The 12,748-nt window shown below is 58.2% G+C and carries 12 protein-coding genes; 9 read left to right on the top strand and 3 right to left on the bottom strand.

From position 1 onward, the window contains the following. Positions 1–227: 227 nt before the first annotated feature. From ACM6IK_RS20930 to ACM6IK_RS20920, 3 genes are all read right to left on the bottom strand, one after another. A complete protein-coding gene (locus tag ACM6IK_RS20930) occupies positions 228–500 on the bottom strand; it encodes a TfoX/Sxy family protein (RefSeq protein WP_108216473.1) in 273 nt (90 codons plus the stop codon). 244 nt (positions 501–744) lie between these two features. Then, entirely contained in the window at positions 745–1,089 is a 345-nt protein-coding gene (locus tag ACM6IK_RS20925; RefSeq protein WP_414875834.1) for a pentapeptide repeat-containing protein, read from the bottom strand. A 91-nt stretch (positions 1,090–1,180) separates the two neighbouring features. Continuing rightward, positions 1,181–2,737, bottom strand: coding sequence for an AAA family ATPase (locus tag ACM6IK_RS20920; RefSeq protein WP_414875833.1), 1,557 nt, complete (start codon positions 2,735–2,737; stop codon positions 1,181–1,183). Positions 2,738–2,852: 115 nt separating this feature from the next. Here ACM6IK_RS20920 and mrcB point away from each other — a divergent pair, with 115 nt between their 5' ends. The 9 genes from mrcB to msrQ all read left to right on the top strand — a co-directional run bounded on the left by mrcB (position 2,853) and on the right by msrQ (position 12,726). Then, on the top strand, positions 2,853–5,171 hold the full coding sequence (gene mrcB / locus ACM6IK_RS20915) for a penicillin-binding protein 1B (RefSeq protein WP_414875832.1): 2,319 nt from the start codon (positions 2,853–2,855) through the stop codon (positions 5,169–5,171). 16 nt (positions 5,172–5,187) lie between these two features. Further along, the gene (locus tag ACM6IK_RS20910; RefSeq protein WP_414875831.1) at positions 5,188–5,925 is read left to right on the top strand and encodes a tetratricopeptide repeat protein; all 738 of its coding nucleotides are present in this window, start codon (positions 5,188–5,190) and stop codon (positions 5,923–5,925) included. Next, the gene (locus tag ACM6IK_RS20905) at positions 5,925–6,260 is read left to right on the top strand and encodes a YqcC family protein (RefSeq protein WP_414875830.1); all 336 of its coding nucleotides are present in this window, start codon (positions 5,925–5,927) and stop codon (positions 6,258–6,260) included. Before ACM6IK_RS20910 ends, ACM6IK_RS20905 begins: the two co-directional genes overlap by 1 nt. Before the next feature lie 483 nt (positions 6,261–6,743). After that, positions 6,744–8,468 carry an acetolactate synthase 3 large subunit gene (locus ACM6IK_RS20900; RefSeq protein WP_218432578.1) on the top strand — a complete coding sequence of 575 codons (1,725 nt, stop codon included), beginning with the start codon at positions 6,744–6,746 and terminating at the stop codon, positions 8,466–8,468. 2 nt (positions 8,469–8,470) lie between these two features. Beyond that, positions 8,471–8,962 carry an acetolactate synthase small subunit gene (gene ilvN / locus ACM6IK_RS20895; protein WP_003176102.1) on the top strand — a complete coding sequence of 164 codons (492 nt, stop codon included), beginning with the start codon at positions 8,471–8,473 and terminating at the stop codon, positions 8,960–8,962. Between the two features lie 48 nt (positions 8,963–9,010). Then, positions 9,011–10,027 carry a ketol-acid reductoisomerase gene (gene ilvC / locus ACM6IK_RS20890; RefSeq protein WP_007948647.1) on the top strand — a complete coding sequence of 339 codons (1,017 nt, stop codon included), beginning with the start codon at positions 9,011–9,013 and terminating at the stop codon, positions 10,025–10,027. 144 nt (positions 10,028–10,171) lie between these two features. Next, complete coding sequence (gene pssA / locus ACM6IK_RS20885; protein WP_414875829.1) at positions 10,172–11,029, top strand: CDP-diacylglycerol--serine O-phosphatidyltransferase; 858 nt, start codon at positions 10,172–10,174, stop codon at positions 11,027–11,029. A gap of 63 nt (positions 11,030–11,092) precedes the next feature. Then, entirely contained in the window at positions 11,093–12,106 is a 1,014-nt protein-coding gene (gene msrP, locus ACM6IK_RS20880; protein ID WP_414875828.1) for a protein-methionine-sulfoxide reductase catalytic subunit MsrP, read from the top strand. Beyond that, complete coding sequence (gene msrQ, locus ACM6IK_RS20875; RefSeq protein WP_414875827.1) at positions 12,106–12,726, top strand: protein-methionine-sulfoxide reductase heme-binding subunit MsrQ; 621 nt, start codon at positions 12,106–12,108, stop codon at positions 12,724–12,726. Before msrP ends, msrQ begins: the two co-directional genes overlap by 1 nt. Positions 12,727–12,748: the final 22 nt, after the last annotated feature.

Here is a 12,748-nt window from a genome sequence, read left to right as displayed (position 1 = left end):
CCGGGTCAAATAACCGTGATTAGCCTGATGAGGAGATAATCCGAGAGTCCGAACCAAGGGCTTTTCAGAATATCGACCAGTCTCGCGACCAGTTGTGATAATCATATCGATTCTCATTACCAAGTCAACCGCTGTTTTTTGATTTCTTTGCGATTTTCCGGATTTGCGTCTGCAGGCCTCGTAATCATTGGGTTTCAGGCTGCAAAGCTTCAGAAGTATTGGTCGGATCAAATTTTGTGGCGTGTAGAGATGGCTTCCAGTTGTTTGTTCAGCGCTTCCTTGCGCTCGGCAGGGATGTCGTTCCAGTGAACGTCCATCAGGGCGCCTTCAATTGCGTACAACAACACCTTGGACGCCCGAAAACCGCGCGTGCGCACGGCCCGATAAGCATCCACCGCCCCGAGGCGACGCAAGTCCGACGCGCTATGGATGCCCACGGCATGCAGCCATTGCGCTGACGTCTTGCCAAGATTCTTCAGGTGTTGCAGTTCATCATTCATCAAGCCTCCTTGCGATGGCCGAATGGAGAGCGTGGGCAATCTTCTGAGGAGTGTAGCCATCAGTAGGAAAAGCGTGCTTGTTTGCTCGTTTTCGACGCAAACGCTTCTAAGAAGCGAGTATTGGCAGAGTGTGAAAAGTCCGCGAACGCGGGAGGAAGAGGCGGGGAATAATCAGGAATTACGGGTGAGCAACCCTCGGTCCAGCGCAGCGAGGGGCGCTGGACGTGTCAGTCAGCGACGTTGGTCAGCGAGTGTGGTAACGCAATCGCGTGCCGAAGTTCATCGACATCAGGATTTCGTCAGCGCTGAGCTCCACGGGAAAGTAGGCGCCGGAAATTTGCGCATGGGCCAGGCTCGCGCCTTCCAGGTTCGCGTTGCTGAAATCAATGCCGCGCAAGTCGGCGGAACGGAAGTAGGCGTTGCTGAAATCCATACCGTCGGCATTCAGCTCGCGCAGGTCCAGCCCCCGGAAGTCTCCACCTGCCATGTCGATGGGGCCATCCTTGGGGCGTTCACTGTTGAAGCCTCGGATGTCGTCTTTGTGCAGCAGGGCATAAAGCGGTGTATCGAGAAGTTTCGGCTGGCTCATGTCGCATCACCTGATGTTTTTATGACGCCAGTATAGTGCCACTATTTTGCAGTCGTGAAGCCTGTGCGGGCCTCACGACTGAAATAGTTTCTTACAGGCCTGGCAGGCGCTGGCGAATCTGTTCCACGACTGTATCGAGCGTCCCGCTTTCATTGGTCTGGACGCGCTTGCTGCAGAGGATTTCCGCGGGCGTCAGCGCTTCACGGCTGGCTTGCTGGGCGGCGATAACAGCCAGCGTGGCGTCGGACGGGTCTTTCTTGTCTGCCTGACGCATGGTCAGCCAGCTTTCGATCACGGCCTGTGGTGCATTGCAGTCGAGGATCAGGAAGGGGGTGCCTGTGGCTTCGGCCACCTTCGCGGCACTGTCACGCTGATCACGCTTGAGGTAAGTGGCGTCGACCACCACCGGGAAGCCCGCGCGCAGGACGACATCGGCGATTTCATGCAGGCGGGCATAGGTTGCCGCGCTGGCGTCGGCGCTATAGATGCCGGCCTGTACGTCATTCTCGACGGTTTGCTCGCCGAACAGGCGCTTGCGCTCGACATCGGAGCGCAGGCGGATCGCGCCCAGGGCTTCGACCAGACGCATGGCGACATGGCTCTTGCCGACGGCGGAAACGCCGTGGGTAATGGCCATGAAGCGTGAAGGAATAGTGCTGTAGCTTTCCGCCAGGTTGGCGTAGTTGCGGTACTGGCGCAGGGTCGTGGCGCGCTGCACGGCAGTGGCTTCGGCCGGCATGCTGAACAGGGCAACCTTGGCGCGAACCAGTGCGCGGTAGGCTTTATAGAAGTTCAGCAGTTCGAGGCCGCGATAGTCACCGGTCAACTCCAGGTACTGGCTGATGAAACGACGCGCCAGGCACTTCAGGCCACGATCTTCCAGGTCCATCGCCAGGAAGCCGGTGTCGGCATAAACGTCGGTAAAGCGAAACGGTTCGTTGAATTCGATGCAGTCGAAGATCACGACCTTGCCGTCGATCACGGTTGCGTTACCCAAGTGGATATCACCGTGGCATTCACGAATGAAGCCTTCGGCCTTGCGCTGGGCGAACAGTGGTTTGAGGCGCTCGAAGCTGCTTTCGGCCCAGGCTTGCAGGGCGTCGAGTTGCAGCAGGTCGGCTTTATCGCTGAGGAACGGATGGATCTGTTCGAAGTTCTGCCGCACCGGTGCCATGACGCTGTCCGGGGTGCCGGCTTCGTGCCCGGCTGGCACTTTCGGTGCGCTGAGGTGGAAGCGGGCGATTTGCTCGGCCATCTCGTCGATGTGCGCGGTGGTCAGTTCGCCATTGGCTTGAAGGGTGCTGAGCAAGCCGTTTTGCGGGAACTGGCGCATCTTCAGTACATATTCGATGGCCGGGCCTTCACCACCCAGTTGCGGAGCCTCGGCACTGCCGGTGACGGGCAGCACTTCGAGGTACAAATCGTCGGTCAGGCGCTGGTTCAGCCGCAGTTCTTCGGCGCAAAAGTGTTCGCGAGCCTCAAGGCTGGTGAAGTCGAGAAAACCGAAATTGACCGGCTTCTTCACTTTATAGGCATAGGGGCCGGTGAGCAGTACCCAGGAAATATGGGTCTCGATGACCTGGAATCCCTCTACAGGATGCGGGTAGAGGGCAGGGTTTTGCAGGGCAGCGATCAGGGACTGGCTCACAGGCGATCCTTCAGAGTCTGGAAAATCAAGGCGGCCATTATGGCGGTAAGTCCGCTTGACGCAAACCTCGGAGCGCTCCTGTTGAGGATGAATAAAGTGCGTATAATCCGCCGCCATGACTCGTACTCAAACTCCCCGCACCCCAAAGAAACCACCCTCCAGGGGCCTGCGCCCGTGGCTGGGCTGGGCCATTAAACTCAGTCTGGTCGGCCTGGTAGTGCTGGCCGGATTCGCCGTTTACCTTGATGCAATCGTCCAGGAGAAGTTCTCCGGCAAGCGCTGGACCATTCCGGCCAAGGTTTACGCGCGTCCGCTCGAGCTGTTCGTCGGACAAAAGCTGAGCAGGGATGATTTTCTGACCGAGCTCGATGCCCTGGGCTATCGCCGTGAAAGCGTGGCCAATGGTCCGGGGGCGGCGTCGGTCAACGGCAATACCGTTGATCTGAATACCCGTGGCTTCCAGTTCTATGAAGGCATGGAGCAAGCGCAACCGGTACGGGTGCGGTTCTCTGGCGATTACGTGGCCGAGTTGGCGGGGGCAAAAGGCTCGAAACTGTCGGTAGTGCGCCTGGAGCCGCTGCTGATCGGCGGCCTGTACCCGAAAAACCTCGAAGACCGGATTCTGATCAAGATCGATCAGGTGCCACCGTACTTGCTGGAAACGCTGGTGGCGGTCGAGGATCGCGACTTTTATCATCACTTTGGTGTTTCGCCGAAGTCGATCGCCCGTGCTATCTGGGTCAACGGCTCGTCCGGTCACATGCGTCAGGGTGGCAGTACCCTGACTCAACAGTTGGTGAAAAACTTCTACCTGACCAACGAGCGCAGCCTGAGCCGCAAGCTCACCGAAGCGATGATGGCGCTGCTGCTCGAGGTGCATTACGACAAGCGCGAAATCCTTGAGGCTTACCTCAACGAGGTGTTTATCGGGCAGGACGGTCAGCGCGCGGTGCACGGTTTCGGTCTGGCCAGCCAGTTCTTCTTCAGCCAGCCGCTGGCCGAACTCAAACTGCATCAAGTCGCACTGCTGGTGGGCATGGTCAAAGGGCCTTCTTCCTATAACCCGCGTCGTTATCCGGAGCGTGCCCTTGAGCGGCGCAACCTGGTGCTCGATGTACTGCAAGAGCAGGGCGTCGCGACTGCCGAGCAGGTTGAGGCAGCGAAGAAAATGCCGCTGGGCGTGACCAAGCGCGGCAGTCTGGCAGACAGTTCGTTCCCCGGCTTCCTCGATCTGGTCAAGCGTCAGCTGCGCGAAGACTATCGCGACGAAGACTTGACCGAAGAAGGTCTGCGCATCTTCACCAGTTTCGACCCGATCCTGCAGATGAAGGCTGAAGCGTCGGTCAACGACACCTTCAAGCGTCTGGCGGGGCGCAAGGGTTCCGATGACGTCGAAGCGGCAATGGTCGTGACCAACCCGGAGACCGGTGAAGTGCAGGCCATGATCGGCAGTCGCCAGGCCAGTTTTGCCGGGTTCAACCGGGCGCTGGACGCTGTGCGGCCGATCGGCTCGCTGATCAAGCCGGCGGTGTATCTGACTGCGTTGGAGAAACCGAGCCAGTACACATTGACCAGCTGGCTGTCGGATGAATCCTTCTCGGTCAAGGGGGCGGACGGTCAGGTCTGGAAGCCGCAGAACTACGATCGTCGCTCCCACGGTACGGTCTTTCTCTATCAAGGCCTGGCGCATTCCTACAACCTGTCGACCGCGCGGCTCGGCTTGGCGGTCGGTGTGCCGAACGTGCTGAAGACGGTGGAGCGCCTGGGTGTGTCTCGTGAGTTTCCGGCCTTCCCGTCGATGTTGCTCGGGGCTGGCGGCATGACGCCCATCGAAGTGGCGACCATGTACCAGACCCTCGCCAACGGCGGCTTCAATACGCCGATGCGCGGGATTCGAAGCGTGCTGACTGCCGAGGGCGAGCCGCTCAAGCGTTATCCGTTCCAGATTCAGCAACGTTTCGATCCGGCCTCCATTTACCTGATCCAGAGCGCCATGCAGCGCGTGATGCGTGAAGGTACCGGTAGCTCGGTTTACAGCGTGTTGCCAAGGACCCTGACTCTGGCGGGTAAAACCGGCACCAGTAATGACTCGCGGGACAGTTGGTTTGCCGGTTTCAGTCAGGACTTGCTGGCGGTGGTCTGGCTGGGTCGCGACGACAACGGCAAGACGCCATTCACTGGTGCCACCGGGGCCTTGCAGGTCTGGACCAGTTTCATGCGCAAGGCCGACCCGTTGCCGCTGGACATGCCGCAGCCGGATAATATCGTTCAGGCCTGGGTTGATTCGCGAACCGGGCAAGGTTCTGACGCTGGTTGCCCTGGTGCCGTGCAGATGCCGTATATTCGCGGCAGCGAACCGCCTCCCGGTGCCGCTTGCGGTGGTGAAAACCCTGCCGAGTCGGTGATGGATTGGGTCAAGGGCTGGATGAATTAAGCAAAGAGGGTTTCAAGTGAACAAGTGGTTGATTCCAGCGGTTGCCGCCGTAGCGTTGCTCAGCGGTTGTTCCAGCGTACAACGTGGCTCGATTCCGGTCGTGGATTCCGGCACCGCCGTGTCCAACAGTGAACGGATCTCGGCCAATGGCGGCTTCCGCCAGACGACCGTCAAGCGCCCTGCGCAAGGTCAGTCGCAGGTCCAGGCAATACCGCAAGGTGATAGCGGCGTCGTGGTGATGGTGCCAGGCGGGGCAACGACTTCGACGCCGATCAGTACCACGCCGATTACCCCGGGTCCGATCACACCAGGGCCGATTGACACGTCGCCTGTCCAATCGGCACCGATCAATCAGGGCAACTACAGCATGCCGTCGTCACCAAGCGGGATTCCGTCGGCCAGTGCGGGCGGACTGTCTGCCGACGAGCAATTGGACGGCCCGGTGTTGGCCTTGCTGACAACCGCCCAACAGCAACAGGCGAGCGGTGATCTCAACGGTGCCTCCTCCAGCCTCGAACGCGCCCAGCGTGTTGCCCCGCGTGAACCGCAGGTGCTTTACCGTCTGGCGCAGGTGCGCATGGCTCAAGGCGATGCAGCCCAGGCCGAGCAGTTCGCTCGCCGTGGGTTGACCTTGGCCAATGGCCGTCCAGCCCTTCAGGCCAACTTGTGGGAGCTGATTGCCCAGGCGCGTGAAAAGCAGAGTGACTCCCAAGGCGCGGCATTGGCTCGTCAAAAGGCCAAGGTAACGCTGTGATGGATGCACGCTTTCTGAAAGTCGCTGATCAACTGTTGTTGATCGAGCGCGAGTTGCGGGTGCAAGGGTGGTGGGATGAAGTCTCGCCATCTGCCGAAGCGCTTTGCAGTGTCGAGCCGTTTTCGGTCGATACACTGGATTTCGAGCAGTGGCTGCAATGGATCTTCCTGCCACGCATGAAGATGATCCTCGAGCAGGATTTGCCGCTACCCAATGCTTCGGGCATTCAGGAAATGGCTGAAATGGTCTTTGCCGGACGCAATGTCCAGGGCAAGGATCGGCAGTTGCAGGTATTGCTCAAACAGTTTGATCAGTTGATCACAGCAACTCGCTGAGCCAGAAGCTGCCAGCGTCCGCTGGCAGTTGTCCACAATCCCTCTCTATTTTGTCGGCCGTTGCAGGGTAAGTGCATGCGCGTGCCAATTTTTTGCCAAAAGTTGCGCAATCGAAGCTAACACAGGGCTGATTTACAGGTTTTTTCTTGCGTTCTCATGTGCTTACTAGAATAAAGCACATAGACGACTTGACTTGCGAAGGGCGAAACAGAAGAATCCAAAGTCCGCTGTACAGGGACTGCCAGAAGCAGACCCTCTCGGCAGATCATGAGGCGCCTATCCGCGTCGACCTGTTACACCCGCAACGCGTTACCTCGCGCTGGGTGGGAAAGGCCCGCAACACTTGGGACGATCCCAATACTTGCTCAGTCAGTGCTGACGTAGTCGGCGACCACCGTCGCTCATGCTCTGCCGAGAAGTAAACCTATTAAGACCCGTTCCATTTTTCGTGGGCGGTATTCTGGCGTTTTAGAGGTGAGCAACGTGGAGCTTTTATCTGGCGGTGAGATGCTCGTCCGCTTTTTGCGCGACGAAGGCGTCAAATATATCTACGGGTACCCGGGTGGTGCTCTTCTTCATGTCTACGATGCCCTGTTCAAAGAACCGGAAGTGACCCACATCCTGGTTCGTCACGAGCAAGCGGCTACCCATATGGCTGACGGCTATGCCCGTGCCACCGGAAAAGCCGGTGTGGTACTGGTGACTTCCGGGCCGGGCGCGACAAATGCCATCACCGGTATTGCCACGGCGTACATGGACTCCATTCCGATGGTGGTCATTTCCGGCCAGGTGCCGAGCACCATGGTTGGCACCGACGCATTCCAGGAAACCGACATGATCGGTATCTCCCGGCCGATCGTGAAACACAGCTTCATGATCAAGCACGCGTCGGAAATCCCGGAAGTCATGAAGAAGGCCTTCTACCTGGCGCAATCCGGTCGTCCTGGTCCGGTCGTTGTCGATATCCCGAAAGACATGACCAACCCGGCCGAGAAGTTCGAATACGTCTTCCCGAAAAAAGCCAAGCTGCGCTCCTACAGCCCGGCTGTTCGTGGTCACTCCGGTCAAATCCGCAAGGCGGCAGAAATGCTCCTGGCGGCCAAGCGCCCAGTCTTGTACTCGGGCGGCGGCGTGATCCTCGGCGGTGGTTCTGCTCCACTGACCGAACTGGCGAAGATGCTCAACCTGCCAGTGACCAATACCCTGATGGGCCTCGGTGGCTACCCTGGCACCGACCGTCAGTTCATCGGCATGCTCGGCATGCACGGCAGCTACACCGCCAACCTGGCGATGCACCATGCTGACGTGATCCTTGCTGTCGGCGCACGTTTCGACGACCGTGTCATCAACGGTGCCTCGAAGTTCTGCCCGAATGCCAAGATCATTCACATCGACATCGACCCGGCTTCGATCTCCAAGACCATCAAGGCCGATGTGCCTATCGTTGGTCCGGTCGAGAGTGTCCTGACCGAAATGGTCGCGATCCTCAAGGAAATCGGCGAGACCCCGAACAAGGAGTCCGTTGCCAGCTGGTGGAAGCAGGTTGATGAGTGGCGTGGTGATCGCGGCCTGTTCCCTTATGACAAGGGCGACGGCAGCGTCATCAAGCCGCAGACCGTGATCGAAACCCTGTGCGAAGTGACCAAGGGGGATGCTTTTGTAGCTTCCGATGTGGGTCAGCATCAAATGTTCGCGGCGCAGTACTACAAGTTCAACAAGCCGAACCGCTGGATCAACTCCGGTGGCCTGGGCACCATGGGCTTCGGTTTCCCGGCGGCCATGGGCATCAAATTGAGCTTTCCGGATGATGAGGTCGTCTGCGTTACGGGCGAAGGCAGCATCCAGATGAACATTCAGGAGCTGTCGACCTGCCTGCAATACGATTTGCCGGTAAAAATCGTCATCCTGAACAACGGTGTGTTGGGCATGGTTCGCCAGTGGCAGGACATGAGCTACGGCAGCCGTCACTCTCATTCCTACATGGAATCGCTGCCTGATTTCGTCAAGCTGGCGGAGGCTTATGGTCACGTTGGTGTGCGCATCACCGATTCGAAAGATTTGAAGTCGAAGATGGAAGAAGCGTTCGCCATGAAAGATCGGCTGGTGGTGATCGATATTTCGGTCGATACCAGCGAGCACGTCTACCCGATGCAGATCAAAGACGGCTCCATGCGCGATATGTGGCTGAGCAAGACGGAGCGTACCTAATCATGCGGCACATTATTTCCTTGCTTCTGGAAAACGAACCCGGCGCTCTGTCTCGTGTGGTTGGCCTGTTCTCGCAGCGCAACTACAACATCGAAAGCCTGACTGTGGCACCTACCGAAGACCCGACCCTGTCGCGTCTGACGCTGACCACGGTTGGCCACGATGAAGTTATCGAGCAGATCACCAAGAACCTGAACAAGCTGATCGAAGTGGTCAAGCTGGTCGACCTGTCGGAGAGTGCTCACATCGAGCGCGAACTGATGCTGGTCAAAGTCAAGGCCACCGGTGCCCAGCGCGCCGAGATCAAACGCACTACCGATATTTATCGTGGGCAGATCGTTGACGTCAGCGCTAGCGTGTATACCGTTCAACTGACCGGTACCAGCGACAAGCTCGACAGCTTCATTCAGTCCATTGGCACCGCCTCGATTCTGGAAACCGTCCGCAGCGGCGTAACCGGTATTGCCCGCGGCGACAAAGTACTCAGCATCTAAACCAAATTAGCGAATGGCCTGAACGGCCTGGATATATAGGGGAATTTCATGAAAGTTTATTACGAAAAAGACTGCGACCTGTCGATCATCCAGGGCAAGAAAGTTGCCATCATCGGTTACGGTTCCCAGGGCCACGCCCAAGCGTGCAACCTGAAAGACTCCGGCGTTGACGTTACCGTTGGCCTGCGTAAAGGTTCGGCTACTGTCGCCAAGGCTGAAGCTCATGGCCTGAAAGTGACTGACGTTGCTTCTGCCGTTGCTGCTGCCGACCTGGTCATGATCCTGACCCCGGACGAGTTCCAGTCTGCCCTGTACAAGAACGAAATCGAGCCGAACATCAAGAAAGGCGCCACCCTGGCCTTCTCCCACGGCTTCGCGATTCACTACAACCAGGTTGTGCCGCGCGCTGACCTCGACGTGATCATGATCGCGCCGAAGGCTCCAGGCCACACCGTACGTTCCGAGTTCGTGAAGGGTGGCGGTATCCCTGACCTGATCGCGATCTACCAGGACGCCTCGGGCAACGCCAAGAACGTCGCTCTGTCCTACGCTGCCGGCGTCGGTGGCGGTCGTACCGGCATCATCGAAACCACCTTCAAGGACGAGACCGAAACCGACCTGTTCGGCGAACAAGCCGTTCTGTGCGGCGGTACCGTTGAACTGGTCAAAGCCGGTTTCGAAACCCTGGTTGAAGCTGGCTACGCGCCGGAAATGGCCTACTTCGAGTGCCTGCACGAACTGAAGCTGATCGTTGACCTCATGTACGAAGGCGGTATCGCCAACATGAACTACTCGATCTCCAACAACGCCGAATACGGCGAGTACGTGACCGGCCCTGAAGTCATCAACGCCGAATCCCGTCAGGCCATGCGCAACGCCCTGAAACGTATTCAGGACGGCGAATATGCCAAGATGTTCATCAGCGAAGGCGCTACCGGCTATCCTTCGATGACCGCCAAGCGTCGTAACAACGCCGCTCACGGTATCGAAATCATCGGCGAGCAACTGCGCTCCATGATGCCGTGGATCGGTGCCAACAAGATCGTCGACAAAGCTAAAAACTAAGTCACGCCCTTGTACGAAAAACGCGGCTTAGGCCGCGTTTTTTCGTTTGGGAGGCCGGTTCTGGTATAAAGCTGCATCGTTTGCGGCCGAACCGTCGTCCCAGACACCTGTCCAGACTTTCCACCCCGTTGCAAGGTAATGTCCATGAGCGAACGCCCCGAAGAGCCAAACCAGGCTTCTGACGCCGAAAGCCTGCTGCCCATCGATGAACATGTCGAGGAAGGGCATGACGCTGAAGGTCGTAAAGTCCGGCATCGTGGTATCTATCTTCTGCCGAATCTGTTCACCACTGCGAACCTGTTCGCAGGGTTCTATTCCATCATCAACTCAATGAGCGCCCAGGCGGCTCTGAGTGCCGGTGACTCGGCCAACGCGAGCAAGTACTTTGCGTTTGCGGCCATCGCCATTTTCGTCGCGATGGTACTCGACGGCCTCGATGGGCGCGTGGCCCGCATGACCAATACCCAGAGCGCCTTTGGTGCCGAGTACGACTCACTGTCGGACATGGTTGCCTTCGGTGTGGCGCCGGCATTGCTGGCCTTCGGCTGGGCCCTGGGCGACATGGGCAAGGTCGGCTGGATGGTTGCCTTCATCTATGTGGCGGGAGCGGCTTTGCGTCTCGCGCGCTTCAACACCCAGGTCGGTACCGCGGACAAGCGCTACTTCATCGGTCTGGCCAGTCCCGCCGCTGCGGGTGTAGTTGCAGGCATCGTCTGGGCGTTCAGCGATTACGGCATCCAGGGGTCGAAGATGTCCTTCCTGGTTGCGCTGATGGTTGCTGCGGCGGGCATGCTGATGGTCAGCAACATCAAGTACAACAGCTTCAAGGAGCTGGATTTGAAAGGCCGTGTGCCGTTCGTGGCGATCCTCGCGGTAGTGCTGGTGTTCGCAGTGGTGTTCAGTGATCCGCCGCGCATTCTGCTGCTGGTTTTCCTCGCCTATGCGGCATCCGGCCCGGTGCAGTACTTGTTGCATCTTCGTCGGCGTAAAAGCGCCGAGTGATGTAATTTCCCTCATACTCCGCAGTCTGTTGGTGCATCTGTTCTCCAAAGCTGCGGAGTAGCCATGCTGATCAAAGTCTCCAAAGCGTCCGACTGCCATGAGTCGGACGTCACGCCAGAATCCCTCTATCTGTCTCGACGCAATGTGCTGGGTGCCACGGTTGCCGGCTTCGCCCTGGGCAGCCTGCCGCTATGGGCCAGCGCTGGCGATGGTCCGCGTTACCCGGATGTCGAGCCTGGCAAGGCGCCTTCCTGGTTCGGCGAAAAGCTCCCGGCCACCAAGTGGGGGGCGGTCAACGTCAAGGATGAGGTGATCACGCCGTTCAAGGATGCGACCCACTACAACAACTTCTACGAGTTCGGCACCGACAAAGGTGATCCGGCCGCCAACGCCGGCACGCTGAAGACGGAGCCGTGGTCGGTGGTCGTGGACGGGGAGGTGGGCAAGCCCGGTCGGTATGCGCTGGAAGACTTCATGAAGCCGTATCAGCTGGAGGAGCGAATCTACCGGCTGCGCTGCGTGGAAGCCTGGTCGATGGTCATTCCCTGGATCGGTTTCCCGCTCTCGGCTTTGCTCAAGGAAGTCGAGCCGACCTCGAAAGCCAGATTCATCCGCTTCGAAACCCTGCAGGATCCCAAAAGCATGCTGGGTCAGCGCTCCGGTTTTGCCTTGATCGACTGGCCGTATATAGAAGGGTTGCGTCTGGATGAAGCGATGAGCCCGTTGGCGATTCTTGCGGTAGGCATGTACGGGCGTGAGTTGCCTAATCAAAACGGTGCGCCGTTGCGTTTGGTGGTGCCCTGGAAATATGGCTTCAAGAGCATCAAGTCCATCGTGCGCATCAGTCTGGTCAGCGAGCAGCCGAAAACCACCTGGCAGAGCATTGCTGCGGATGAATATGGCTTTTATGCGAACGTGAACCCCACGGTTGATCATCCTCGCTGGACTCAGGCCCGTGAGCGTCGCCTGCCCAGCGGCTTGTTCAAGCCCAATGTGCGCGACACGCAAATGTTCAACGGCTATTCAGAGGAAGTCGCTTCTTTATATGCGGGGCTCGACCTGAGGAAGAACTACTGATGCGCTATCCGGTTTGGCGTATCGGTGTCTTTGTTGTGGTGCTGGTGTGGCCGCTGTTGTGGTTGTACCAGGCCTGGGAGGATGTCCTCGGTCCGGATCCGGGCAAGGTACTGGTCGATCGGCTGGGTTTGGGGGCGCTTGTTCTGCTGCTTGTAATCTTGAGCTTGACGCCTTTGCAGAAACTCACCGGTTGGGCGGGCTGGAATGCCGTGCGGCGACAGTTGGGATTGTGGTGTTTTGCCTATGTGCTGCTCCACCTCGGTAGTTATTGCGCATTCATACTTGGTTTTGACTGGTCGCAGCTGGGTGTCGAGCTGCGCAAGCGGCCTTACATTATTGTCGGGGTGCTGGGTTTTCTTGGTTTGCTGGCCTTGGCGGTGACTTCCAATCGATACAGTCAGCGGCGATTGGGGGCGAGCTGGAAGAAGTTGCATCGCCTGGCGTATGTCATTCTCGGGCTTGGATTACTGCATATGCTCTGGATTGTGCGCGCCGACCTCAAAGAGTGGGTGATCTATGCATCTATAGGTGCATTGCTGTTAGCGGTGCGGCTACCGCCTTTGGCTCGTCGAATCCCGCGTCTAATGGCTAAAAAGGGCTCTTCTGCCAAAAAGGCGTAAATAGAGGTTGACGGCACATTTC

The organism is Pseudomonas sp. IT-196MI5 (genome assembly GCF_949767415.1).
GTDB lineage: Bacteria > Pseudomonadota > Gammaproteobacteria > Pseudomonadales > Pseudomonadaceae > Aquipseudomonas.
The sequence above is the reverse complement of the archived record's forward strand: the minus strand, read 5'-3'. Positions and strand labels throughout refer to the sequence as shown.

Bases quoted from the DNA above. Each gene is read 5' to 3' on its own strand.
- pssA (WP_414875829.1), top strand. From the start codon at position 10,172: ATGAGCGAACGCCCCGAAGAGCCAAACCAGGCTTCTGACGCCGAAAGC.
- ilvC (WP_007948647.1), top strand. From the start codon at position 9,011: ATGAAAGTTTATTACGAAAAAGACTGCGACCTGTCGATCATCCAGGGC.
- mrcB (WP_414875832.1), top strand. From the start codon at position 2,853: ATGACTCGTACTCAAACTCCCCGCACCCCAAAGAAACCACCCTCCAGG.
- ACM6IK_RS20930 (WP_108216473.1), bottom strand. From the start codon at position 500: ATGAATGATGAACTGCAACACCTGAAGAATCTTGGCAAGACGTCAGCG.
- msrQ (WP_414875827.1), top strand. From the start codon at position 12,106: ATGCGCTATCCGGTTTGGCGTATCGGTGTCTTTGTTGTGGTGCTGGTG.
- ACM6IK_RS20925 (WP_414875834.1), bottom strand. From the start codon at position 1,089: ATGAGCCAGCCGAAACTTCTCGATACACCGCTTTATGCCCTGCTGCAC.
- msrP (WP_414875828.1), top strand. From the start codon at position 11,093: ATGCTGATCAAAGTCTCCAAAGCGTCCGACTGCCATGAGTCGGACGTC.
- ACM6IK_RS20905 (WP_414875830.1), top strand. From the start codon at position 5,925: ATGGATGCACGCTTTCTGAAAGTCGCTGATCAACTGTTGTTGATCGAG.
- ilvN (WP_003176102.1), top strand. From the start codon at position 8,471: ATGCGGCACATTATTTCCTTGCTTCTGGAAAACGAACCCGGCGCTCTG.